Origin of the sequence: Streptomyces sp. NPDC057002, from assembly GCF_042673825.1 — a bacterium.
Lineage (GTDB): Bacteria > Actinomycetota > Actinomycetes > Streptomycetales > Streptomycetaceae > Streptomyces.
In genome coordinates this window covers 788523-812931 of the sequence record NZ_JBHURZ010000003.1, presented here as the reverse complement: position 1 = coordinate 812931, position 24409 = coordinate 788523, and the positions used below count along the sequence as shown (strand labels likewise).

Below are 24409 nucleotides of genomic sequence, written 5' to 3'. Positions count from 1 at the left end.
TCGCCTCCTACTTGCCCGTGACCGAGCCGAAGTCCGTGCCCGAGCCGAGGATCAGGCCGGCGCCGAGGAGGAGCATCGTGGCCGGGACCATGAAGGTCGTGATCATCATCGTGGCCTTGGGAACGGCCCGGGCCGCCTTGCGGCGGGCGTTCTGCGCGTCCGTGCGCCGCATGTCCTTGGCGAGGGCCACCAGCGTGTCGACGATCGGCGCGCCCAGTTCCTCGCCCTGCTGCAGCGCCGTGACGAACATGGCGACCTGCTCGGAGTCGTTCCTGCGCCGCAGTTCCGCGAAGGCCTGGCGGCGGCTCATGCCGAGGTCCATCTGGCGCAGGGTGATGCGCAGTTCGTCCGCCCAGGGGCCCTCGTACTTGGACGCGACCCGGTCCAGGGCCTGGCGGAAGCCGAGGCCGGCGCTCACCACGACCGCCAGGACGTCCAGGAAGTCCGGCAGGGTGCGTTCGATGACGTCCTTGCGGATGCGGATCGCCGACCAGATGCCGACCTCCGTCCAGAACGCGCCGAAGGCGAGCAGGAGGAGGGCGACCAGGAGCTGGCCCCGCATCAGGAAGACCAGGAAGCCGACCCCGCCCAGGACGCCGTAGACCGCCCGGCGGGCCGCGTAGCGGTCGATCGTCAGGCCGCCCGGGTTGCCCGCCAGGTCGATCTTGCGGCGGTACTTGGCCACCTGCTTGGGGCCCATCAGGCGCAGCACCGCGGGCGCGTAGCGCATGCCCATGCGGTCGATCAGCGAGTCCACGGCTCCCGTACGCGTGGAGCCGACCTCCAGGGCGAGGGCGAGGTCGCCGGGCAGTTTGGCCTCGGCACGGTACATGCGGATGCCGGCGAAGACGCCCCAGACGCTGAGGCCCATCAGCAGGGCGAGGAGAAGTCCCATGATTCCGTTCCCTCCTGGCTTCTCAGACGTCGATGCGGGACAGGCGGCGGATGAAGACGAAGCCGACGGCGTAGAGCGCGAAGGCGATGATGACCGCTCCCTGGCCGAAGGGGGAGCCGGTCATGCGGTCCAGGGCGCCGTCCTTCACCCCGTTCATCAGGAAGAGCGAGCCCACGCCCAGGACCGGCACGGCGTACGACGTCATGCTGACCTGGGAGAGCTGGGTGCGGACCTCGCGTCGGGTCTCCTTGCGCTCCTCCAGGGTCTCCGTGAGGTTCCGCAGGGCGCTCACGACCTGGCCGCCCGCCCGGTTGGACAGGACGAGGGTGGTGACGAGGACGACAAGTTCCCGGGACGGGAGCCGGTCCGCCATTTCGTCGAGTGCGTCGTCCAGCGACGCGCCCACCGCCAGCTGCGCGGAGACCTTGCCCAGTTCCTCGCCCGCCGGGGCCTCCATCTCCTCCGCCGCCATGCCGATCGCCGTGCGCAGGGCCAGTCCCGCCTGGGTCGCGTTGGCGAGGATCCGGGCCATCTCGGGGAGCTGGTTGATGAACTTCTCGATGCGTTTCTGGCGTTGCCAGTTCAGGAACTGCACCGCGACCCCGATGCCGAGCAGGCCCGCCAGCGGCCCGAAGAACGGGGCGAGGGCCGCCTGGCCGATGAGCCACAGGCCGGCGACCGTGGCGAGCATGTAGACGAAGAACTCACCCGGGGTGATGTCCAGGCCCGTCGCCGCCAGACGGAGTTCCAGCTTCTTGCCGAGCCCGGTGCGCCGCAGCCGGCGGTCCAGGTTGCGGAAGTGCCGGCGCCGGCCGCCGACCGGGATCTGGCCGGTGGCGGAGAGGCGGTCGACGAGCGCCTGGCGCTGGGCCTTGCCCGTGGCGTAGGAGTGCAGGCCGACGACCGCGAGGACGCACGTCAGCAGGGTGACGCCCGTGGTGAGCGTGATGAGCGTTTGCAGATCCATCGGTCGGTCCTACCTGGCTTCTCGGGTGGCTAGCTGGTCCGCGGACCGGGCGATGCCGAAGGCCTGCGGGAGGGGCTGGCTCGCCATGTAGAGGCGGTCGGCGGTGCGGCGTGGGACGGGGAAGTACTCGAAGGCGCCGTGGATACGGCCGTCGGAGCTCATGGGCCGCGCGTTGAAGCGGGCGACCGTGACCAGCCGGTACGGGTCGCTGCCGTGGCTGTCCATCAGGGCGATCTCGGTGATGCGGCGGGCACCGTCCGCGAATCGGGTCAGCTGCACGATGACGTCCACCGCGCTGTTGATCTGGTCGTGCAGCGCCACGAAGGGGATCTCCACGTCCGACATGGACGCCAGGGTCTGCAGCCGCATCAGCGCGTCCTCGGCGCTGTTGGCGTGGACGGTGGCCAGGGAGCCGTCGTGGCCCGTCGACATCGCCTGGAGCATGTCCAGGGACTCGCCGCCTCGGACCTCACCCACGACGATCCGGTCGGGGCGCATGCGCAGGGAGTTGCGGACCAGGTCGCGGATCGACACCTGGCCCTTGCCCTCGACGTTCGGCGGGCGTGACTCCAGTCGGATCACATGGGCCTGCTGGAGCTGGAGTTCGGCCGAGTCCTCGATGGTGATAATGCGCTCGCCCCCGGGGATCAGCCCGGACAGCGCGTTCAGCAGGGTCGTCTTTCCGGTGCCGGTCGCGCCCGAGACGATGACGTTGAACTTCGCCTGCACCAGGCCCGCCAGCAGGTACAGCATGTGCTCGTCGAGCGAGCCGAGGCCGATCAGCTCCTGGAGCGTGAAGGAACGCGGGAAGCGGCGGATCGTGAGCGTGGCGCCCGTCAGGGACAGGGGCGGGATGATGACGTTGACGCGCTCGCCGGACGGGAGGCGGGCGTCGACCATCGGGTTCGACTCGTCGACACGGCGGTTGACCGTCGAGACGATCCGCTCGATCGTCTGCATGAGCTGGTCGTTCGAGGCGAAGCGCAGGGGCAGTTGCTCCACCCGGCCGCCGCGCTCCACGAAGATGGCGTCCGGGCCGTTCACCATGATCTCCGTGATGGAGGCGTCCTCCAGGAGCGGCTCCAGGATGCCCAGGCCCAGCGCCTCGTCGACCACCCTGCGGATCAGCTGCGAGCGTTCCACGGTCGAGAGGACCGGGCCCTCGCGGCTGATGATGTGCCCGAGCACCCGCTCCAGCCGCGCCCTGCGCTCGGCGGCGGCCAGCGAACTCATCTCCGCGAGGTCGATCTCCTCCAGGAGCTTGGCCCGGTAGGAGGCGACCATATGGCCGTCCTCGCCCCGGTTGCCGTTCTCCTCGGGGGAGTTGATGCGTGCTCGCAGACTCATGGGTGCGGTGCTCCGTTCAGTGGTCGAGCGGCATCGTGGCGGTCTTGACCGCCGGGTCGAAGTCCCAGCCGGGCACGAGCGACGGGATCTGCACGGTGACGGTGACCGTGACCTCGTCGGCGCCGGGCGACGCGCCGCAGTCGGTCCCATCGGCCAGCCAACTGCTCACCGCCGCCTGGCAGTCCGCCAGGTACGGACCGTCCAGCGACGCACTGCGCGCCCCCGTCCGGGCCGCCGTCCCCGCCTGCTGGGCCGTGTACGCGATCAGTCCGAGCTGTACGGCCGCCAGGCCGACGAGCAGCAGGATCGGCAGGAAGCCGATGTACTCGATCGCGACCTGGCCCCGCTCACGGTCCTTGCCGGAACGCGCCATCTCAGTCCGCCTCCTCGACCGCACCGGCGTGGCCCCTGACCGGGAACGGCACGGAGAGCGTGCCCGGGAAGAGGATGGGGACCTCCAGCTTCACGTCGGCCGTCACATAGCCGGAGCCGCCGCAGGTCACCTCGGCGCCGGAGCGCCATGCGTCCGACAGGTGCTTGAGCCCGGCCGCCTCGCACGCGCCCTGCCGCGCGCCCGGCTCCGCCGCCGTCGCCTGCCGTACCGCCTCGTCCGCGGCGTTGCCCGCGAGCGTGAAGGTGTAGCCCACGAGGACGATCTGCCACAGCGCGATCAGCGTCACGATGATCGTCGGTGTCATCCCGAGGAACTCGATGGTGACCTGGCCCCGGTCCCGCTCTCTCAAGGGCATGTTCATCCCTCCCTCCGCCGTCGAAAGTTCACCGACCCCCGGTCGCCGCCCCGGAACCCCCGGCCCGCCTTCTGAGCACCGTCGGGGACCTTGACCAGGCCCAGTTCTCCCGCGAGGCCCCACAGGGCCTGCTTCACCGCGCTCTTGTTCTCCAGCTCGTGGATGCGGCCCGCGTCCACGACGCTCTGCAGTTCCTTGAAGTTGGCCGGGACCACGGTGGCGGCGACCGCCGTGCCGGTGATCTTCTGGATCAGGGGCGGCTGGATCTCCGTACCGCGGCTGTGCCGGTTGACGACGACGGTCGTCTCCTCGGCCTTGCGGATCTGCAGTCGGTCCCACATCCGTACCGCCCGTTTGGCGCCCCGTACGGCGATCACGTCGGGCGTGGTGATCAGCAGGGCCCGGTCCGCCATCTCCACGGCCGCCGCACCCGCGCCGCTCAGCTGGGCGCCGCAGTCGATGACGACGATCTCGTAGCGGGAGCGCAGCGCGCTGACGATCTGGCGGGCGGCGCGGTCGGTGACGTCCTCGCCGCGTTCCCCCTCGGCCGGGGCGAGGAGCAGGGCCAGGCCGGTGTCGTGGCGGAAGACCGCGTCGGCCAGGACGCGCGGGGAGATGTCCGTGATGGCGGCCAGGTCGACGACGGAGCGGCGGAACTGGACGTCCAGGTAGGAGGCGATGTCGCCGGTCTGGAGGTCCATGTCGACCAGGGCGGTGCTGCGGCCGGAGGCCTGGGCGGCCAGGGCCAGCTGAATGGCGGTCAGGGTGGCCCCGGCACCGCCCTTGGCGCCGCTGACGGTGACGACGGTTCCTCCGACGCCGGTGAAGACGTCGCCGCCGGCGCCCAGGTGCCGCCGTACGCCGACGGACCACTGGGCGACCGCCTGGACGCGGCTGGCCAGTTCCTCGTAGCTCAGGGGCAGGGCGACGAGGCCTCGGGCGCCGTAGTCCATGGCGGCCTGGAAGAGGCCGGGACTGGCGTCCGAGGTGACGAGGATGACGCCGACGGCCGGGAAGCGCAGGGCCACTTCGCGGATCAGCTCCAGCGCGGGCACCGGGCCGATCCGCTCATGCACGACCACGACCTCGGGCAGCTCGTCGACGGACTCGGCGGCGAGCCGCGCGAGGGTGTCGATGAGCTGGGTGGAGTCGCCCACCGGGGCCACCGGCTCGGCGTCCGGGAGCTGGCTGAGCAGCGTCGTGATGGACCGGACGGCGTCCGCTTCACCGACTGCCGGGAGGATCCTCGTGGGCATGCGGGCCTCTCACTTGTCCTTCGCGAGTTCGTACGTCCGGTCCTGCTCCGGGACCGTGGTGTCGCTGCCGGGCGCGACGAGGGCGAGCCGGACCCGCTGGGCGAACGACTCGGCGTAGGTGATGCGCTGGGCGTCGAGGGCGGACAGCGCGAAGGTGATCGGGACGGCGTCGGTGGGCTGCTGGGTGCGGTTGTTCTCGTCGGGCTTCAGCGCGGTCAGGTCGCCCACGTCGATGACCTTGGCGTTCGTCACGATGATCTTCGACTGGTCGGGGTCGCCCTCGCGCTTGCCCTCGAACGTGGCGTACACGTTGACCGAGGAGCCGGGCGTGATCTTGCCGGCCACGCCGGTCGCCGCGTCGATCATGATGGCGACCTCCTGCTGGCCCGGCTGGAGGGCGGGCTGGCGGACGATCATGTCGGACTGGAGCAGGGAGCCCGAACGCAGCGTCGTGACGGCGATCTTGCCCTGGATCTCCCGCAGATCGGTGACGGCGTTGCTGGACAGCCACCGTTCGGGCATCTTGATCTTCTCGAACTGGCCCGTGGTGAGCGTGGTGTAGGGCGGCACGTCCGATTTCAGCCGGTAGGCGGTGACCTCGGGGCCGACCTTGGACTTCACGTCGCCTATGACGGAGAGCACGCCGGTGAAGGCGCCCAGGGCGCAGACGACCGACAGGAGCAGGAGGATCACGCCGCGGCGCTGACGGGAATTCATGAACCGTACAACCTCGTTGGGGATAGCGGTCGATCGGGATCGGAGCGGTTTCGGCGAGCGGTGTCAGGGCTCACCCGACGGCCGTTCGGTTCTCGAGCTGTTTGAGGGGCGGGCTGTCGTAGTCGGGTGGTGTGGCCGAACAGAACACACAGCGGTCGCCGATGACGTCGATGCCGCACCAGTGGCAACTGCTGCGCCGTACGGAGGTGACCAGCTGGTAGAGGACCGACAGGTCGGGCAGATAGCTGCAGAACTCGATCAGCTTGCCGGTGCCCCACCAGCCGGGCGACTCGGCCGGCAGCGGGATCTCGCGCAGCCCCTGCACCTTCCAGGAGGGGGCGAGGGTGGCGGTGACCCAGTCGGACTGGAGCTGTCCCTTGGCGACCAGCATCCAGGTGCCGAACTCGGGGCCGGGGAGGGCGGCTTCGGGGGTGATTCTGACGAGCTGCGGCTCGGGGTGGGCGAGGACGCCGAACTGGCTGCCCGGGACCCAGGACTTGGCGTGCGATTTCAGGCCGACGGGGACGCGGTCGAGCCGGGTGACGGAGTTGAGCAGCGCCCCGGCATGGATGTAGTGGACGAGCAGCCGGCCTGCCGAGGCGAGCACGCCGGGGCTGATGTCGCAGGACGCCAGCTGTCTTAACTGGCGGGCCAGGACCGCCAGTCCGAGCGGGGGCAGGTCCGGGCGGAAGAGGGCGATGCGGTCGCTCTCCATGAGGGAACGCAGGGTGTGCAGCCGGCGCTGTACGGCGGTGGGCGCGGCCTGGGAGCACACCACGATCACGTGTCCGTGCTGCTCGACCAGGGTCTGCATCTCGGCGAGCGCCTGTTCCAGGGGGCGCCGGTCGATGTCCCGCAGCACGACGGCGGGCAGGGTGCGTTCGTCCTGTGGCGGCAGCGCCATGTCGGCACTCGTCACGGCAATGGCAGTTGGCACGCGCAGCTCCCCGTTTCCCCATGCCCGTCGGCGCGCCGGTGTGACTCCGGCACACTTCGGTGACTTCACTGCGTGACTACCTCAGCACTGTATCCACGGCTCTGTGACCGGAGAACAGCGTTTGTGTAGCTGGAGAGCAACTGTCGTTGCACAAGATGCGTCAAAACGGGGCAGGTTGAGCATCTCGCCGGTCGCCGGCGCGGGCTCGGGGGGTCCCGGGCGGTGGGCCCAGAGGGCCCAGCGTTGACGGTGGGTCTCCGTTTGGGCCCTGAGGCCCACGCCCGGTGCGGGGGCGCGTCCCTACGCTCGCCGTCCACGGATACGTGGTTCGGGCGAGGAGGGGTGCCGTATGGCTGGCGGGGGCGGCATACGGACGTACAGGGACAGACTGGTCTTCGACGACCGCGGCGCGACGGGCACCGAGTATCTCGGGATGGTCGTCGTCAGTGCCGCGATCGTGCTCGCGGTCTCGGCCACCGGCGTGGGGCAGCTGATCTACGACAGGATCGCCGCGCAGGTCTGCAAGGTCGCGGGCGGCGGCGACTGCGGGGCGGGCACGACCGGGCCGGGCAAGCCGCTCACCGACGCCGACTTCGAGCCGGCGCTGTGCCAGGTCTCCTCCGTCACCGACAAGGCGGGCTCCAAGGCGAAGATCTTCTTCTGGGAGATCGGCAAGGAGTACGGCTTCCAGGAGCAGCATCTGAAGGCCAAGACGGACGTCAACGGTGACGGCAAGGTCGACGACAAGGACCAGTTGGTCTATCTGACCTTCACCGACGCCGCGTCCGTCGCCGCGAAGAAGGACTTCAAGCCGGGCATGAAGGTGGGCCGGTTCGGCGCCGACAAGGTGGAGCTGGGGCTCGGCATCAAGGTGACCAACGGCGACACCTGGGTCTTCCAGAGCCCGGAGGAGGCCCAGCGGTTCCGGGACGACGTGGAGAAGCTCCAGATGTACGAGATGCGGCGCACCATGCCCGGCGGCGCGGAGGCGAGCCTCGGTGACTCGATCGCCTATCTCTTCGGGACGGGACCCCTCAAGGACGAGGAGGACACCCAGAACCGCATCAAGGAGAACCTCGGCGACAACCGGAAGATCACCTACGGCAAGGTGGGCCTGGAGGCCTCGGCGTCGGCCGGCCTGAAGATCTCGGCCGGCGACGAGAAGAAGCTGAGCGCCGCGCTCGGCGGCTCCTTCAAGTACTCCCCCGACGTGACCTGGACGGACAACGCCTACAAGAACACCAAGTCGTACACCTACTCCTCGTCCATCGAGTACGGCTCCAAGGTGGGCTACGAGGCGGGGCCGCTCAGCGGCGAGTACGCGGCGAACACGACGCAGACCGGCACCATCACGGTCACCTACGACAAGAAGACCAACAAGCTGGTGCGGATCGACATGACCCGGACCGTCGAGAAGGGCGGTCAGAAGGACGGGGCCAAGGCCGGTGGCGACAACGGCAAGAAGGACGGCGACAAGCGGGGCGGGAACGCCGGGGTGAAGGGCACCGACTCGGGGACGGGTATCGAGATCGTCACCAACACCGTCACCTTCGACCCCGGCCCGGCCGGCGACAAGGACCGGGCGGTCGGCGAGCGCTGGCTGGACAGCAACAACGAGCAGGTCGCCACGCCTTTCAAGTACATGTTCGACGATCACGCGCCGACGGCCCGGCCGGGCGCCGACGACCCCTTCGGGCAGCTGATGTTCGACCAGGGAAAGTCGAGCCGGATGACGTACACGGGCGAGGTGAACGCGGCCGAGTACGGCTTCGAGTTGAATCTCGGGCTCAGTCTGGGCATGACGATCAGCACGGAGAAGAAGTCGGAGACACTGACCGATGCCCAGTTCCTGGGGGCGCCCCGCGGGGACGGTCGCTCCTACCTTCCCTACAGCTACTGTGCGAACTGACGAGACGGGAGCCCGATCCGATGAAGACCCGCCGTGCCTGCCTGGCCGCCGCCGCCCTGCTGACCGCCGTGGCCCTCACCGGCTGCGGGAGCTCCGGTTCCGGCGGGGCCTCCGTGCCCGACGGCTGGGGGACGCTGAAGACGAAGGGTGTCGACGTGTCGTATCCGAAGGGGTACGAGGAGCAGAGCGCCGCCGAGCGGGGCAAGCACAACGCGGCCGCCGCGGTGCGCACACAGGACGGGAAGAAGGTCTCGGTCGTCACCGTGCAGCTCGGCTTCACCGAGGCGAACTCCGCCGAGCAGGCGGCGATCGCCGCCGAGGCGGGCATCCAGCTGGGCGCGGACGTCAAGGGCCAGAAGGACGTGGAGCTGGCCGGCACGGACGAGGCCAGGCGGATCGACTTCACCTTCAAGGCGACCGGCGAGGACGGCGGCCCGTCCAAGGGCACCCCGGTCGAGGGCGTGATCCTCGCCGGGCTCGACTCGAAGGACACCACCTTCGCGATCCGGATCGACGCCCAGCGGGGCACCCTGCCGGACGGGGACCTGGACCGGATCATCGACTCGGTCGAGGTGCGCTGACCGTGGAGGTGCCGGGCGCCGGATACGTCGTACTCGCGCTGCTGGTCGCGCTGTTCGGCGCGCTGGTGTGGAAGTACGCGCGCCGGCTGGTGACGGTGACGCGGGTGCTGCGCGCCGGTGTCCGGGCGGAGGGCGAGTGTGTCCGGGTGGAGACGGAGCCGTACAACCGCTCCGACGCCAGGCGGCACTTCTTCGCCTTCCGTACGGCCGACGGCACACGGGTCGAGTTCGAGGACCTGGCGGGCTGGTCGACGACGGAGGGCACCGCGGTGACCGTCACCTACGACCCGCGCGATCCGCGGGGCACGGCGACGGTGGCGGGCCGGGGCAGCTGGTCCCCCGTGCTCCAGTCGCTGGCCCTGGTCGCGGGCTGCGGCATGGCCGCGCTGGGCTTCGCGATTCTTCTCTACTTCGAGATCTTCGGGAGTGGTTGATGACTCTCGTCCGCTGCTGGGCCGTCGGCATCGTCGTCCTCGTCGTCAGCGAGTACGTCCAGATGACGCTGGTGTACGGCCCCTTGGTCGGTCCGCGGGGCGTCGGTTCGTTCGGGGCCGCGCTGGGGCTGGTGCATCTGCCGAACCTGGTGTGTGTCGTGCTCGCGACGTGGGCGGCGGCTCGGGTGCATCCGGAGCCGTGGCGGGAGATGCCGGCGCGGCATCTGGTGGCGGCGTGCGCGGTTCCGGCGGCGGCGCAGGTGCTGCTGCTGACGCTGCGGCCCGATGTGCTGGATCTGGCGGGCCCGGCGTTCTGGATGTCCACCGGGGTGCTGCTGGCGGGTTGTGCGGTGGGACTGCTGCTCGACAGGTTGGTCTGGACCTCTTGACAGTGGATCTGGTCTGGACCATTTTTCTTGTCATGTCCAGACACAGACGATCCATGCGGCTGTGGTCGGGTGCCGTCACGGCTGCCCTGGCCCTCACTGTCACGACCGTCGGCCAGGCGTCCGCCGCCGACGTCAACAACGCCAGGAACGCCGGCTTCGAGTCGGGCCTGAGCGACTGGACCTGCTCCGCGGGCAGCGGTGCGGCAGTCTCCTCACCGGTGCACGCCGGCACGGCCGCGCTGAAGGGGACCCCGGCGGGGCAGGACAACGCCCGGTGCGCCCAGACGGTGCGGGTGAAACCCGGCTCGACCTACACCCTGGGCGCCTGGGTCCGGGGCGGATACGCCTACCTCGGTGTCTCGGGCACGGGCACGACCGACGTGTCGACCTGGACCCCGGACTCCTCCTCCTGGAAGCAGCTCTCGACGACCTTCCGGACGGGCTCGTCGACGACCTCGGTGACGGTGTACACACACGGCTGGTACGGGCAGGCCGCGTACTACGCGGACGACGTGTCCGTGTTCGGGCCCGACGGGGGCGGCGGCACCGACCCCGGCCCCACGGTCCCGGCCACGCCGGGCGGTCTGAACATCTCCGGAACCTCGTCCTCGTCGGTGTCCCTGGCGTGGAACACGGTCTCCGGGGCGACGGGTTACACCGTCTACCGCGACGGCACGAAAGTGACGGCCGTCTCCGGCACCTCGGCGACGGTGACCGGCCTCGCGGCCTCCACGTCGTACTCCTTCCAGGTCGCGGCGACCAACGCGGCGGGCGAATCGCCGAAGTCGGCGGCGGTGACGGGCCGGACGAACGCGCCGACCGGTCCCGGCCCCGCCCTGCCCAAGCACGCGGTGACCGGCTACTGGCAGAACTTCGACAACGGGGCCACGGTCCAGAAGCTCGCCGACGTCCAGTCCCAGTACGACATCATCGCCGTCGCCTTCGCGGACGCCACCTCGACGCCGGGCGCGGTGACCTTCAACCTGGACTCGGCCGGTCTCGGCGGCTACACCGTCGACCAGTTCAAGGCCGACATCAGGGCCAAGCAGGCCGCCGGCAAGAAGGTCATCGTCTCGGTCGGCGGTGAGCGCGGCACGGTGGCGGTGAACGACGCGGCCTCGGCGGCGAACTTCGCGAACTCGGTGCACTCACTGATGCAGACCTACGGCTTCGACGGCGTCGACATCGACCTGGAGAACGGCCTCAACGCGACCTATATGACACAGGCGCTGCGGTCGCTGTCGGCGAAGGCGGGCTCGTCGCTGATCATCACGATGGCACCGCAGACCATCGACATGCAGTCGACGTCGAACTCCTACTTCCAGACGGCCCTGAACATCAAGGACATCCTCACGGTCGTCAACATGCAGTACTACAACAGCGGTTCCATGCTGGGCTGCGACGGCAAGGTGTACAGCCAGGGCTCGGTGGACTTCCTGACCGCCCTGGCCTGCATCCAGCTGGAGGGCGGCCTCGCCCCGTCCCAGGTCGGGCTCGGCCTGCCCGCCTCGACCCGGGGCGCGGGAAGCGGCTATGTGTCGCCGTCGGTCGTGAACAACGCCCTGGACTGCCTGACCAAGGGCACCGGGTGCGGATCCTTCAAACCCTCGCGGACGTATCCCGACCTGCGGGGCGCGATGACCTGGTCGACCAACTGGGACGCGACGGCGGGCAACGCCTGGTCGAACGCGGTCGGGCCGCACGTCCACGGGCTGCCGTAGCAGCGCCGGACGCCGTCAGCCCATCGGCCGGTAATGGCCAAGGACCCAGGCCAGCTGCGGGAACCACTCCTGGAGCCGCGTCCTGGGCTTGGCCTCCACCACGCACTCGTAGAACCTGCCGTCCATATGGACCACCGAGACCATCAGGGCCTTGCCGTCGGGGCTCGCCCGGTAGTGGACACCGCGGATCTCGGGCCAGCGGAACTCGATCGACTGGCCGGACGACTCGAAGGCGACGCCCGTCGCGTCGACGACGACCGCGTTGCGTTTGTCGACGGCGAGGAAGTCCGGGCCGGCCGGTGCCGGTTGCTGGGGCGGGGTCTGGGCGTACGGGGGTGGTGCGGGCGGGTACGGGGCGGGCGGGGGCGCGTAGGAGGGCTGCGCGGGCGCGTACGGGGGTGGCCCCGGGGCGTACTGCGGCGGGGGCGGGCCGAAGCCGGGGCCGGGGGGTGGAGGTGGCTGCTCGGTCATCCCTCGATTCTCCCTGCCTAGAAGAACTCCCCCCACGGCTGGTCCCAGATCTGCTTCAAGCACAGGACCAGGAACAGCAGGCCCGCGATGACGAGCATGGCGTTGCTCAGATGGCCGTTGCGCCATTCGCGGGGAGTGCGGGCCGAGTTGAGGAGCCAGATCAGGGTCAGGGCCAGGAAGGGCATGAAGGCCGCGCCCAGGACACCGTAGATGATGATCAGGCGGAAGGGCTGGCCCTGGAAGAGCAGGACCATGGGCGGGAAGGTGAGCCAGAGCAGGTAGGCGCGGAAGGGCCAGGAGCGCTCGCGCTTGCCGGAGGCGACCTCCTCGCCCTTGGCGGCCTCCTTGCCCGACAGCCGTGCCACGAAGTCGGCGAACATCAGGCTGACGCCGTGCCAGACGCCGATCAGCGAGGTGAACGACGTGGCGAAGAAGCCGATCAGGAAGAACTTGGCGGTGGCACCGCCGTACTCCTCCTCCAGGATGTCGGTCAGCTGGATCAGGCCCTTGTCGCCGCTCGCGATGGCGACGTTCGCCGAGTGGAGGAGCTCCGCGCCGACGAAGAGCATGGCGATCACGAAGATGCCGGTCGTGGCGTAGGCGACGCGGTTGTCCAGGCGCATGACCTTCATCCAGCCGGCGTCGGTCCAGCCCTTGGCGTTGACCCAGTAGCCGTACGCCGCGAGCGTGATCGTGCCGCCGACGCCGCCGATCAGGCCCAGGGTGTTGAGGATCGAGTCCTTCTCGTCGGGCAGCACCGGGAGGAGACCGGCGAAGGCGTCGAGGAGGTTCGGGGTGACCCGGATCGCCAGATACACCGTCACCACGAACATGACGCCCACCAGGACCGTCATGACCTTCTCGAACACGGCGTACTTGTTGAACCAGACGAAGACCAGACCGACCAGACCGCAGGCGATGCCCCACCACTTCAGGTCCATCACGTCGGGGAACAGCGCCTGCAGCGGCAGCGCGCTCGACGACATCGCCGCCGCGCCGTAGACGAAGCCCCAGACCACGACGTACACGGCGAAGAACCACGTGGTCCAGCGGCCGAGGCTCGCCCAGCCGTCGAACAGGGTGCGCCCCGTGGCCAGATGGAAGCGGCCCGCCGCCTCGGCCAGCGAGATTTTCACCAGGCAGCCGATGATCGCGGCCCACAGGAGGGTGTAGCCGAAGTTGCTGCCCGCGATGAGCGTGGCGACCAGGTCACCGGCACCGACACCGGTCGCCGCGACGACGATCCCCGGCCCGATGTGCTTCCAACTGCCCTTACGGGGCTGAGGTGACTGCTGGGCTTCGTTCTCCGTGGTGTTGCCCGTGGTATCCGCCATGCAGGTCAAGAAACATCAAAGAGGCCGGACCGACAAGAGGGCGTGAGGCGATCGCCTCAGGGGCGCGGGGAACTGCGCGACAAGCCACAACCAGCCCGCGGCCCGGGAACAGGCCAAGGCGGCAACAACGAACCGCCATGGCCCACCCAGCGGAGCGCTACGGCTGTCGCCGACCACAGCCGTCCGCCCCACACGTGCCGAGCTCGAACCACACGGTCTTGCCCGGCCCGTCCCGGTGGCAGCCCCAGCGCTGGGCGAGCGCGTCCACCAGGAACATCCCACGGCCGTTCTCCCCGGTGCCCGCCTCCAGCACCCGCGGCACCCGGCGCTCCGCGTCGGCGACCTCGCAGCGCAGTACGCCGTGCGCGGCGAAGAGGGTCAGCCGGAAGCCGCTCTCGGCGTGCACCAGGGCGTTGGTGGCGAGTTCGCCGACGAGCAGTTCGGCCACGTCCGCCACCTCACCGTGCTCCGCGAGCCCCCAGCCTTCCAACTGCCTGCGGACCTCCGCGCGTGCCTCGCGGACGGCGGAGAGCCGGGGCGCGTACTCGACGCTCAGGTGGCCCGCTCCCAGAGGTGGCTGGGGGAACGGACCGTACCGTGCGTCGGGGTCCGGGAGGTGGCGCCCGGAGAGTTGCAGCATGGGTCCAGGGTGATCCCCGGGGGCGGTCCGGCGCAGGGGGAGGACTACCCGATCCCCTACCTGCTTGTGCAGGTGGGGGCGGTGTGCGGTGGCGGCGTCAGGCGTACTGGAGGCGGACCGTTGCTCCCTCGGAGTCGTCGCGGATGTCGACGTAGGCGCACACCTGGCGGGCGTACCACAGGCCCGGTCCGGGTTCCGGGCCGGTGGCCGGCGGCGGGACGAAGCCGGCGAGCGGGTCGTCGATCCGGCGGGCCGAGCGCAGTTCGCAGACGCAGGCGGGCGCCTCTCCCCACAGCAGGGCGGTGCCGTCGAGGGGGGCCAGGGCCGCCGCGGTCTCCGCGACGGCCGTGGCGAACAGCTCGGCGTCCGCGGCGGGCAGTCCGCGGTTCTCCGCCCAGGACTGCACGGCCGCGGCGTGCGGCTGTGCGAGGCGCTCGGCGCCGATCGGGGGCAGCGGCAGCGGTACGGCGTCGAGTTCGGCCGCGAGCCGTACCGGGTCCTGGTACACCTCGGTGTCGGGGTGGGTGCGGCGGGCCGCGGCGACGACGGCGGGCCCGGCGGTGCGGGTGTCGTAGGCGCACAGGGCGGTGGTGGCCATGGGGCCGAACAGGGGGTTGGCGAGGGCCTCGTAGCGGATCCACTCGGTGGTCTCGCGGGTCGAACGGCCGGCGCGGCCGCTCCACACGGGCTCCATGAGGAGGTGGATCCGGCCGCCCGGACCGGCGTGGGCGGCGAGGTAGGAGGCGGCCCGGGCGACGGCGTTGGCGGCGGAGCCGGTGTACCAGTCGGTGTGCGGGATGCAGGTGATGTCCTTCGCGTCACCGCCTAGGGCGTCCCGGAGCAGGTCCAGGTTGCGGGGGTCGGCGATGGCCACGGGCGGTGGTTCGCCGGGGGCGGCGAGGCCTTCGCCGAGGAAGGGCAGGGCGGCGGCCACGAAGTCCTCGTCGGAGTCGAAGACGGCCATGCGGTGGTCGAACGGGGAGGGTGTGGAGGGCTGTCGGACGGTCATGTGTTCCCCTCGGAAGATGGGTGGGTTGTCCGGTACGGGAGGGTCAGCGCCGGGCCGTCACCCAGGCGGCGATCTGGCTGCGGTTGCTGAAGCCGAGCTTGCTGAGGATGCGTTCCACATGGCCTTCGGCGGTGCGGCGGGCGATGACCAGGCGGTCGGCGATCTGCTGGTTGGCGAGCCCCTCGGCGACGAGCCGGGCGACCTCGGACTCACGGCGGGTCAGGCGGACCGCGGTGTCGTCGTGCGGGGCCGGGGAGTCTCCGGGGCGCTGGCGGGCCGGCTCCTGGAGCGCCTGGCCGACGAGTTCCGCGAGGCCGAGGCCGCCGCCGCGCCGGTGGGCCCGCTCGAAGGCGTCCCGGCCGAGGGCCCGGCTGGCCCGCTCCTCGCTGTCCCTGCGTACGGAGTTGAGGGTGTGCGCCCCCCAGCGGCCGGTGTCGATGTCGGCCCAGACGCGGTCGGCGCCGCCCATCAGCAGGGCCGCGTGCCGGTGGGCGCCGCGTTCGGCGGCGATCGACGCGAGCAGGTCGAGGGTCAGGGCGATGCCGATGATGTCGTGGACGGCGTGTTTGAGCCGAAGTGCCTCGCGGGCGTGCCGCTCGGCCCGGGGCCAGTCGCGGCGCACGGAGTGCGCGAGGGCGAGGATGCGCAGCACATAGGACCGTACCCACTGCTCGCCGTGCCGCTCGCACAGCCGCAGAGCCTGCTCGCAGACCTCGACGGCCCGGTCGGCCTCGCCCAGGAAACCCAGCGCGCAGGCGAGTTCGACCTGGTCGAGGCCTACGAGGCTCAGATGCTGGCCGGGTACGGGGCCGCGGGCGACGGTGGTCTCGAAGTGCCGGAGCGCGCCGGGCAGGTCGTCGCCGAACAGCCGGATGACGCCGATGACGTACTCGGCGTGGGCGGCCTCGGCGGTGTCGCCCAGGGCACGGGCGAGGGCGAGGGCGTCCGTGGCCTGGCGGCGGCCCCGGGGGAAGTCCTGGGTGGCGGCGGCCAGCAGCCCGGCGACCCAGAGGCCGCGGGCCCGTTCCCGGGTGGGTTCGGGGCTTGCGGCCAGGGCCCGGTCGAGCCAGTACAGGCCCTCGCGGGGGGCTCCGCAGGCGTGCCAGTAGAACCAGAGGGCGCCGGCGAGCCCGAGTCCGGCGCGTTCCTCGCCCGGGGTGGACAGGCTGAAGTCGAGGGCGGCGCGCAGATTGTCCCGGTCGGCGCGCAGCAGGGCGACGGTCTCCGGCTGCCCCGGCCCGAACCAGCCGCGCTCGCAGTCCTCGACCCGCCGCAGCATCCGGTCCCGCTGCCGCCCACGCACGGCCCCCTCCTCCCCCGCCGTCCGCCGCAACCGCTCGAGCCCGTACTGCCGCAGCGTGTCGAGCATCCGGTACCGCACCCCGCCGGGCCCCGGCTCCCGGCACAGCACGGACTTGTCCACGAGCCCGGCGACGGCATCGAGAACGTCCTCGGTACGGAGCCCGACCGGCCCGGACCCTGCATGCCAGTCGCCTACGGCCTGCCCGACCAGGGGCACGGCGCCGCAGCCGGGGCCGGGCAAGACCGGGGGAAGCGTCACGTCGCCGGGGGCGGGAACGGCCGGGGACGGCATCGCACCGCCCGGACACAACCCGACCGCGACCGGGGGCAGCGGCACACCGTCGAGGCCGGGAACGGCCGGGGACGGTGTCACCCCGCCGGGGGCGGGAACGGCCGGGGACGGAGGTTCACCGGCAAGGGCGGGCGCCATCACGCCACCAGGGCCGTCACCGGCGCGGGGTGCGGTCAGGGGGTGATGGGGCAGCACGGGTCGCGGCGCGATGCCGTCGGCCGGGCCGGGGGCGGGGGGTGCCGGGGTGACGTGGCCGGCGTCGAGCAGGGGCAGCGTGGTGGTCGGGGTGAGCGCCTGCGCGAGGTGATGACCCTCCACGGCCGCGCCTCCCCACCCGGCCCCACCGCCGAAACCCACCGCGCATCCCGGCCCGACCCCACCGCCGAAACCCGCCGCACCTCCCCACCCGGCCCCGCCGCCGAACCCCGTCGCCCCCTCCGGCAGGAGAACCCCGGCCGGTGTCAGGCCCGTTCCCCACCCGGCGTTGGCCTCGCCCGTGTCGTCCGCGCAGACCGCCTCGGCCGTCTCCAGGTCGAAGCTGCCCGCCAGGACCGACAGCCGGGCCCATACCGTCTGCTCGGGGCCGGTGCACAGGTCGTGGCTCCAGGCGACCGCCGCCCGCAGGGTCTGGTGGCGGGGCAGGGCCGCGGGGCTGCCGGTGGTGAGGAAGCGGTAGCGGTCGTCGAGACGGTCGAGGAGCTGGTCGACGTCGAGGACGCGCATCCGGACGGCGGCGAGTTCGATGGCGAGGGGCAGGCCGTCCAGCCGGCGGCAGAGGCGGGCCACGGACGCGAGGTTGCCGGGCGTGAGCCGGAAGCCGGGGACGACGGCGGCGGCTCTGTCGGCGAAGAGCGTGAGGGCCGGATAGCCCTCGGCGGCGGACAGGTCGCCGTCCGGGTCGGGCACCGGCAGCGGCCGTACCTCCAGCAGATGCTCCTCGGTGAGGCCGAGCCGGTGCCGGCTGGTGGCGAGGATCCGGACACCCTCGCTGCCGTGCAGCAGGGCCGCGGCCAGCTGCGCGCACGCGCCCGCCAGATGCTCGCAGTTGTCGACGACGAGGAGCAGCCGCCGGTCCCGTACCTGCTCGACGAGGGCGTCCAGCGGCGGCTGGGCGGAGTGGTCGTGCAGCCCCAGCGCGTCGGCGGCGGCGAGCGGGACGAGCGCCGGATCGTGCAGCCCGGAGAGGTGCACGAAGCACACGCCGTCCGGGAACGCGCGCTGCACACGGGCCGCGATACGCGCGGCGAGCCGGGTCTTGCCGACGCCGCCCGGTCCGGTCAGTGTCACCAGCCGTGCGCGGGCCAGCAGTTCGCGGCCCTCGGTCAGTTCGCCACGCCGGTCGACGAAGCTGGTCGTCTCGGCCGGCAGGTGGTTGTCCCGTCGTGGCGCTGATCCGCCCATGATCAGCCAGTCCTCTGGGGGGGTGTGGTCCGAGGATCCGGACAGTCCGGCTCCCCTTGCGCGGATCCTCACTCTCTCCCCTGGCCTACATATATGCACGCGCGAGTCACACCCGCGGGTGCACTTCAGCCGGGACACCTCGACCACCGCGCCGCACGCGTACACTGCGCGACCGCTTTCAGTCTTGACCTGCTCATGCCATTAGCAGAACGATGTGCGCCACCCGCACCAAGTACGTCGCACGGAACAACCCCACCTCCCACAAGGAGATTTCATGCGACTTCGCATACGAGGCTCCGGGGCCGGCACCGGCAGACGCAGCGCCGCCCTCGCCGCCCTTCTCGCACTCGCCCTCGCGGCGCCCCTGTCCGCGACGGCGCCGGACGCCACCGCCGACAGCGTGCCCAAGGCGGCCCCTTCGGCCGACGACGTCAGGCAGTACGAGGTCCATCTGCACTCGACGGCCAAGGACCGCACGGCACTTCAGCGCACGGGCGTGACCGTGGACGAGTCCCACGGTCACGGTGTCGTCGTCTCCGGACGCGCGGACCAGATCAAGAAGCTGCGCGCACTGGGCTATGAGGTCACCCCGCTGGGCGCGGTGCCCGACCGGTCCGCGGGCGAGGACGACGTCCGGATCTTCGACTTCCCGTCCGCCGACTCGCGCTACCACAACTACGCGGAGATGACGACCGAGATCAACTCGATCGTCTCGGCCAACCCGTCGATCGCGAGCCGGCGCGTGATCGGCAAGTCGTACCAGGGCCGGGACATCGTCGCCGTCAAGATCAGCGACAACGTGGGCAGCGACGAGGCCGAGCCCGAGGTGCTGTTCACGCACCACCAGCACGCCCGCGAGCACCTGACCGTCGAGATGGCGCTCTACCTGCTGCGCGAGCTGACCTCCGACTACGGTTCCGACTCACGCGTCACCAGCATGGTGAACAACCGTGAGATCTGGATCGTCCCGGACATCAACCCCGACGGCGGCGAGTACGACATCGCCACCGGGTCGTACCGCTCGTGGCGCAAGAACCGCCAGCCCAACTCGGGTTCGTCTTACGTCGGCACAGACCTGAACCGCAACTGGAACTACCGCTGGGGCTGCTGCGGCGGCTCCTCCGGCTCGGCGTCCTCCGACACCTACCGGGGCACGGCGGCGGAGTCGGCGCCCGAGGTGAAGGTCGTCGCCGACTTCGTACGCAGCCGGGTCGTCGGCGGGAAGCAGCAGATCAAGGCCGGTGTCGACTTCCACACGTACAGCGAGCTTGTGCTGTGGCCGTTCGGCTACACGTACTCGGACACGACGACCGGGATGACCGCGGACGACAACGCGGCGTTCAAGGCGGTCGGGCAGAAGATGGCCGCGAGCAACGGGTACACGGCGGAGCAGTCCAGCGATCTGTACATCACCGACGGGTCGATCGACGACTATCTCTGGGGCACGCACAAGATCTTCGGGTACACGTTCGAGATGTATCCGAGGTCCGGTGGAGGAGGGTTCTACCCGCCCGACGAGGTCATCGAGCGGGAGACTTCGCGTAACCGCGATGCGGTGCTGCAACTGCTGGAGAACGCGGACTGCATGTACCGGTCGATCGGCAAGGAAGGCCAGTACTGCGGTTAACCCGCGTCCTCCTCGAAGTAGGCGTCCAGTACCGCGTCCAACTGGGCGTCCCACTCCGTGAAACGGCTCCTGGCCGGTGCTTCGATCTCGATCGGGTACCAGCGCCGGTCAGGGGTGTGGACGGTGACGGTGTAGCGCTTGCCGAAGCGGGCGGTCTCCGTCTCGACCGCGCCGATCTCGTCCCAGCGGAACTCGCATTCCTGGTCGTCCAGGAAGAGTCGTACGCCTCTGTGGTCGGCGACCAGTTTCGCGCGGCGGTCGGAGGCCTCGAAGACGGGACCGCCTTCCGGTGCGGCGTCGTCCTCCGCGGCGTCCTCCTCCGGCTCCGGGGCGGCCTCTTCGGCCCCCTCGGCTTCCTCGGTCTCCTCCGCGTCGTCGGCGGCTTCGGCGTCTTCGGCTTCCGCGACCTCGGGCTCCTTCTCCGGCTCCTCGTCCTTCGTCCGTCCGGACGCGGGTGACGTGAGCCCGGGGATGAAGGCCGGGTCGAATCCGGCGCCTTCCAGGGGCTGGCTGCTCGAACCTATGCGCTGCTCCACAGCGCAGCAGTATGGTCGACAAACCTGTGCGGCACACAACCAGCCCCAGCATCGTTATCAGACGCCTACATGCACCGACGGGCTCCTTAGACGAACAAGCTCAACACCGCGGCCACCACGAACCCCGCCACCGACAGCACACTCTCCAGCATTGTCCACGACTTCAGCGTGTCGCGCTCGCTGATGCCGAAGTACTTGGCCACCATCCAGAAGCCCCCGTCGTTGACGTGCGAGGCGAAGATGGAGCCGGCGGAGATGGACATGATGACCAGGGCGACGAAGGCCTGGGAGTGGTCGCCCTCGGAGAGGAGCGGGGCCACGATGCCCGCCGTCGTGACGATGGCGACCGTCGCCGAGCCCTGGGCGACGCGCAGGACCACGGAGATCAGGTAGGAGAGGACGATCACCGGCAGGCCCACGTCGTTGAACGTGTCGGAGAGGGCCTGGGCGACGCCGCTGGCCTTGAGGACCGCGCCGAAGATGCCGCCCGCGCCGACGACCAGCAGGATGTTGCCGACCGGCTTGAGGGACGCCGTGGACACCGTCTCCAGGGACTTGCGGGACCAGCCGCGCCGGATGCCGAGCAGGTAGTACGCGAGGAACAGGGCGAGCGTGAGCGCCACGAAGGGGTTGCCGAAGAATTCGATCACCGAGCGGAGCGTGGAGGGGTCCAGGGCGATCGAGGAGAACGTGGCGGCGAGGATGAGGACCAGGGGCGTGCCGATGATGCCGAGGACCGTGCCGAGGGAGACCGGCTGCTCGCGCGGCTCGGTGCCGGTCGCCCGCTGCTCGTCGAGGACCGCCTGCTTGGCCTCCTCCGACGCCTCGACCATGTCCTGCGGCACGGCGACGAAGATGCGGCGGCCGATCCACGCCGAGTACGCCCAGGCGGCCAGCACGGCGGGCAGACCGCAGACGATGCCCATGAGGATGACCCAGCCGAGGTCCACATGGAGGAGACCGGCAGCGGCCACCGGGCCGGGGTGCGGGGGCAGGAACGCGTGGGTGACGGAGAGGCCCGCGAGCAGCGGCAGACAGTAGAGCAGGATCGACTTGCCCGAGCGCTTGGCGGCGGCGTAGACGATCGGTGCCAGGACGAAGATGCCCACGTCGAAGAAGACCGGGATACCGAAGATCAGGCCCGTGAGGCCCATGGCGAGCGGGGCGCGCTTCTCGCCGAACAGACCGAGGAGGCGACTCGCCAGTACCTCGGCCCCGCCGCTGACCTCAAGGATCGCGCCGAGCATGGTGCCCAGGCCGATGATGATCGCGACATGGCCGAGGATGCCGCCCATGCCGGACTCGATCGTGGAGACGGCATCCGACTTCTGGACCGTGCCGAAGAGTTCGGTGACCGACAGGCCGGCCGCCAGACCGACGGCTATGGAGACCGCGAGCAGCGCGACGAACGGCTGGAGTCTCATCTTGATGATGAGGAACAGCAGCAGCCCGATACCGAGGGCGGCGGTGAGCAGCAGTCCGGCCGTGCCGTCCACGAGGAGGAGCAGGCCTCCGGTGTGGGGTGGGGTCTCGGCAGGAGCGGACGCGGCGAGCGGAAGGGACATTCGGGGGTCCTCTACGTAAATGCATGCGGTTTCGGGGTAGGGGGGAGCGCGGCGCGGCGCACGGGTGGCGCCGCGCCCGGAAGAGCGTGGTGGTGTGGAGGGTCAGCCGAGGACGGCCAGCGCGTCGATCTCGATGAGGAGACCCGCGGGCAGGCCCACGTAGACCGTGGTGCGCGCGGCGGGCGGCTGGGTCAGGCCCTGCTCCTCGAAGTACCCGTTGTAGATCGCGTTCATCTCGGCGAAGTGGTCGACGTCGGTGAGGTAGACGCGGATCATCATCACGTCGTCCCAGCCGGAGCCGCCCTCCTCGAGGATCGCCTTGACGTTGGCCAGGGTCTGGAGGGTCTGCTCGCGCAGGGTCGGCCCGGCGGGCGTGGGCGCCTTGTCCTCCTCGGCGGGCAGGAAGCCGACCTGGCCGGCGACCTGGAGGATGTTGCCCTTCTTCACACCGTGCGAGAACTTCGCCGGCGGGGTGGTGTGGGTCTTGGGGGTGAGTGCGATCTTGTCCGTCATACGGAGCCCTTCACTGGTGTTCTGCCGGAGTACTCCCCGCTGATGGCGTCCGCCGTACGGCGCACCAGCGGCAGGAGGGTGAGGAGTTCGTCGGCGGTGACGACGACGTTCGGCGCGGAGACCGACATCGCGGCGACGACCCGGCCGTCGGCGCCGCGGATGGGCGCCGCGACGCAGTTGATGGACTCCTCGTGGCCGCCGAGATCGGTGGCCCAGCCCTGTTCGCGCACCTTCTCCAGCTCGCGCAGGAACGCGCCGGCGTTGGGTGTCGAACGGGACGTGTACGTGGGGTAGTCGAGCTTCTCCGTGACGGCCCGCCGCTCGTGCTCGGGCAGGTCGGCGAGGAGCAGCTTCGCGACCGCGGCGACGGTGATGGCGACGGGCTTGCCGATGCGGGAGTACATCCGCACGGGGTAGCGGCTCTCGACCTTGTCGATGTAGAGGACCTCGTTCTCCTCGTACACGGCGAGGTGCACGGTGTGGCCGCAGCTCTCGTTGAGGCGGACCAGATGGGGATGGGCGATCTCGCGGACGTCGAGGTTCTCCATCGCCTCCTGGGCGAGCGCGAAGAGGCGGGCGCCGAGGCGGTAGCGCTGGTCGGACTGGCGGTACACCAGGCCGTGCTCGTGCAGGGTGCGCAGCAGGCGCAGGGCCGTGGACTTGTGCACGCCGAGGCGGTCGGCGACCTGCCCCAGGTCGGCGGGGCCCTCGGCGAGCAGCGGCAGGATGCTCAGCGCGCGGTCGACGGTCTGGCTCATGGCGTACGTACCTCCTCGTCGGCCCGCTGTGCCTCCGCGGTCCAGCCCGGGCCGAGTCGCAGTCTCCCCCATGCCGCGTCGTCCAAGGCGGCGAGCCGGTCGGCGTGCTCCCGGGAAGGGGGTGTGGCGTGGTCGCCGGGGACGGTGAGCGCGGCGGCGGCCATCAGATGCCCGTGCCGCAGCCGGTCCCGGACGGGCAGGCCGCGCAGGGTGGCGGAGAGGAACCCGGCGGCGAAGGCGTCTCCGGCGCCGACCTCGGCGACGACGTCGACCCGCGGGGCGGGGACGAAGGTGACGTCCCGCTGCTCGAAGACGGTGGCTCCCGCGGCGCCCTGCTTGACGACCAGCACCTCGGGTTCGGGGAGGGCGGCGCGGACGGCCTCGGGGCTGTGCAGCCCCCAGGCCTCGTCCTGTCCGACGAAGACGAGGTCGGCGCCCCGCGCGAGGTCCCGCAGCACCTTCGGGGCGTCCGTGTCGCCCCACAGCCCGGGCCGGTGGTTGACGTCGAAGGAGACCAGGGGGCGGCCGGGCCGGCGTGCGGTCAGCTCGCGCATCAGCTCCAGGCAGCTCGCGGACAGCGCGGGCGTGATCCCGGAGAGGTGCAGCACGCGCCCGGCGCGTACCGCCGCCGGATCGGGGTCCGTCACGCTCATCGCGGACGCCGCGGAACCGGCCCGGTAGTACGCCACCTCGTGCGCGTCGGTGGCCCGGTCCCCGGCGGTGCGGAAGTAGATGCCGGTGGGGCGGCCGGGATCGCGCCGGACGTGGGCCACGTCGACCCCGTACCCGCCGATCGCCTCGACCAGGTGATCACCGAAGGCGTCGTCCCCGACCCGGCTCACCCACCGCACGGAATGCCCGGCGGCGGCCAGCACGCACGCCACGTTCGACTCCGCCCCGCCGATGCCCCGGTCGAAGGAGGGCACGTCGGCGAGCCGCCCCGGCCGGGAGGGCAGGAACGTGACCATGGACTCGCCGAGCGCGACGACGTCCACGACGTCGGGGGCGTTGCAGGGTCCGGTGGGGGTCACGATGCTCGTAGCTCCTCGTCGGGTCGGT

24 protein-coding genes are annotated in these 24409 nt (G+C 70.8%); 6 read left to right on the top strand and 18 right to left on the bottom strand.

Annotated features, from left to right (window positions below; translation table 11 throughout):
- Positions 1–7 precede the first annotated feature (7 nt).
- The 8 genes from ACFT32_RS18515 to ACFT32_RS18480 form a co-directional block, all read right to left on the bottom strand.
- Positions 8–895, bottom strand: coding sequence for a DUF5936 domain-containing protein (locus ACFT32_RS18515; RefSeq protein ID WP_382490196.1), 888 nt, complete (start codon positions 893–895; stop codon positions 8–10).
- A gap of 22 nt (positions 896–917) precedes the next feature.
- Positions 918–1862, bottom strand: coding sequence for a type II secretion system F family protein (locus ACFT32_RS18510; RefSeq protein ID WP_382490194.1), 945 nt, complete (start codon positions 1860–1862; stop codon positions 918–920).
- A 9-nt stretch (positions 1863–1871) separates the two neighbouring features.
- A complete protein-coding gene (locus ACFT32_RS18505) occupies positions 1872–3209 on the bottom strand; it encodes a CpaF family protein (protein WP_189722970.1) in 1338 nt (445 codons plus the stop codon).
- Positions 3210–3225: 16 nt separating this feature from the next.
- Positions 3226–3582 carry a TadE/TadG family type IV pilus assembly protein gene (locus ACFT32_RS18500; protein WP_382490193.1) on the bottom strand — a complete coding sequence of 119 codons (357 nt, stop codon included), beginning with the start codon at positions 3580–3582 and terminating at the stop codon, positions 3226–3228.
- A 1-nt stretch (position 3583) separates the two neighbouring features.
- Complete coding sequence (locus tag ACFT32_RS18495; protein WP_382490191.1) at positions 3584–3964, bottom strand: pilus assembly protein; 381 nt, start codon at positions 3962–3964, stop codon at positions 3584–3586.
- Positions 3961–5214, bottom strand: a complete 1254-nt coding sequence (locus ACFT32_RS18490; protein WP_382490189.1) for a CpaE family protein — start codon at positions 5212–5214, stop codon at positions 3961–3963. The genes ACFT32_RS18495 and ACFT32_RS18490 overlap by 4 nt, the downstream gene beginning before the upstream one ends.
- 9 nt (positions 5215–5223) lie before the next feature.
- Positions 5224–5931 carry a Flp pilus assembly protein CpaB gene (gene cpaB / locus ACFT32_RS18485; protein ID WP_193481760.1) on the bottom strand — a complete coding sequence of 236 codons (708 nt, stop codon included), beginning with the start codon at positions 5929–5931 and terminating at the stop codon, positions 5224–5226.
- Positions 5932–6001: 70 nt separating this feature from the next.
- Entirely contained in the window at positions 6002–6835 is an 834-nt protein-coding gene (locus ACFT32_RS18480; protein ID WP_382490751.1) for a hypothetical protein, read from the bottom strand.
- Between the two features lie 382 nt (positions 6836–7217).
- Between ACFT32_RS18480 and ACFT32_RS18475 the strand changes: the two genes are divergently transcribed.
- The 5 genes from ACFT32_RS18475 to ACFT32_RS18455 are packed head-to-tail and all read left to right on the top strand — an operon-like array spanning position 7218 to position 11902.
- Positions 7218–8777: a Flp family type IVb pilin gene (locus ACFT32_RS18475; protein WP_382490187.1), complete on the top strand. Its 1560-nt coding sequence runs from the start codon at positions 7218–7220 to the stop codon at positions 8775–8777.
- A 20-nt stretch (positions 8778–8797) separates the two neighbouring features.
- On the top strand, positions 8798–9358 hold the full coding sequence (locus tag ACFT32_RS18470) for a hypothetical protein (protein ID WP_382490185.1): 561 nt from the start codon (positions 8798–8800) through the stop codon (positions 9356–9358).
- 2 nt (positions 9359–9360) lie between these two features.
- Positions 9361–9792 carry a DUF3592 domain-containing protein gene (locus tag ACFT32_RS18465; protein WP_382490183.1) on the top strand — a complete coding sequence of 144 codons (432 nt, stop codon included), beginning with the start codon at positions 9361–9363 and terminating at the stop codon, positions 9790–9792.
- A complete protein-coding gene (locus tag ACFT32_RS18460) occupies positions 9792–10181 on the top strand; it encodes a hypothetical protein (protein WP_382490182.1) in 390 nt (129 codons plus the stop codon). Before ACFT32_RS18465 ends, ACFT32_RS18460 begins: the two co-directional genes overlap by 1 nt.
- A gap of 32 nt (positions 10182–10213) precedes the next feature.
- Positions 10214–11902, top strand: coding sequence for a chitinase (locus tag ACFT32_RS18455; RefSeq protein WP_382490180.1), 1689 nt, complete (start codon positions 10214–10216; stop codon positions 11900–11902).
- Positions 11903–11917: 15 nt separating this feature from the next.
- Here the strand turns inward: ACFT32_RS18455 and ACFT32_RS18450 are convergent, their stop codons facing one another.
- The 5 genes from ACFT32_RS18450 to ACFT32_RS18430 form a co-directional block, all read right to left on the bottom strand.
- Positions 11918–12373, bottom strand: coding sequence for a hypothetical protein (locus ACFT32_RS18450; RefSeq protein WP_382490178.1), 456 nt, complete (start codon positions 12371–12373; stop codon positions 11918–11920).
- A gap of 17 nt (positions 12374–12390) precedes the next feature.
- Positions 12391–13707 (bottom strand): Nramp family divalent metal transporter, encoded by a 1317-nt coding sequence (locus ACFT32_RS18445; protein ID WP_382490176.1) that lies wholly within the window; start codon positions 13705–13707, stop codon positions 12391–12393.
- Positions 13708–13864: 157 nt separating this feature from the next.
- Positions 13865–14347, bottom strand: a complete 483-nt coding sequence (locus ACFT32_RS18440; protein WP_382490174.1) for an ATP-binding protein — start codon at positions 14345–14347, stop codon at positions 13865–13867.
- 97 nt (positions 14348–14444) lie between these two features.
- Positions 14445–15356, bottom strand: coding sequence for an anti-sigma factor RsbA family regulatory protein (locus ACFT32_RS18435; RefSeq protein WP_382490172.1), 912 nt, complete (start codon positions 15354–15356; stop codon positions 14445–14447).
- Positions 15357–15399: 43 nt separating this feature from the next.
- Positions 15400–18351: a LuxR C-terminal-related transcriptional regulator gene (locus tag ACFT32_RS18430; RefSeq protein WP_382490170.1), complete on the bottom strand. Its 2952-nt coding sequence runs from the start codon at positions 18349–18351 to the stop codon at positions 15400–15402.
- Between the two features lie 274 nt (positions 18352–18625).
- Here ACFT32_RS18430 and ACFT32_RS18425 point away from each other — a divergent pair, with 274 nt between their 5' ends.
- Complete coding sequence (locus tag ACFT32_RS18425; protein WP_382490168.1) at positions 18626–19978, top strand: M14 family metallopeptidase; 1353 nt, start codon at positions 18626–18628, stop codon at positions 19976–19978.
- Here ACFT32_RS18425 and ACFT32_RS18420 read toward each other — a convergent pair.
- The 5 genes from ACFT32_RS18420 to ACFT32_RS18400 form a co-directional block, all read right to left on the bottom strand.
- Positions 19975–20514, bottom strand: coding sequence for a hypothetical protein (locus ACFT32_RS18420; RefSeq protein ID WP_382490166.1), 540 nt, complete (start codon positions 20512–20514; stop codon positions 19975–19977). The genes ACFT32_RS18425 and ACFT32_RS18420 overlap by 4 nt on opposite strands.
- A gap of 86 nt (positions 20515–20600) precedes the next feature.
- Complete coding sequence (locus ACFT32_RS18415; RefSeq protein WP_382490164.1) at positions 20601–22079, bottom strand: GntP family permease; 1479 nt, start codon at positions 22077–22079, stop codon at positions 20601–20603.
- Positions 22080–22181: 102 nt separating this feature from the next.
- A complete protein-coding gene (locus tag ACFT32_RS18410) occupies positions 22182–22592 on the bottom strand; it encodes a RidA family protein (protein ID WP_382490163.1) in 411 nt (136 codons plus the stop codon).
- Positions 22589–23350 (bottom strand): IclR family transcriptional regulator, encoded by a 762-nt coding sequence (locus ACFT32_RS18405; protein WP_382490161.1) that lies wholly within the window; start codon positions 23348–23350, stop codon positions 22589–22591. Before ACFT32_RS18405 ends, ACFT32_RS18410 begins: the two co-directional genes overlap by 4 nt.
- Positions 23347–24381 carry a sugar kinase gene (locus tag ACFT32_RS18400; RefSeq protein ID WP_382490159.1) on the bottom strand — a complete coding sequence of 345 codons (1035 nt, stop codon included), beginning with the start codon at positions 24379–24381 and terminating at the stop codon, positions 23347–23349. The genes ACFT32_RS18405 and ACFT32_RS18400 overlap by 4 nt, the downstream gene beginning before the upstream one ends.
- Between the last annotated feature and the right edge of the window lie 28 nt (positions 24382–24409).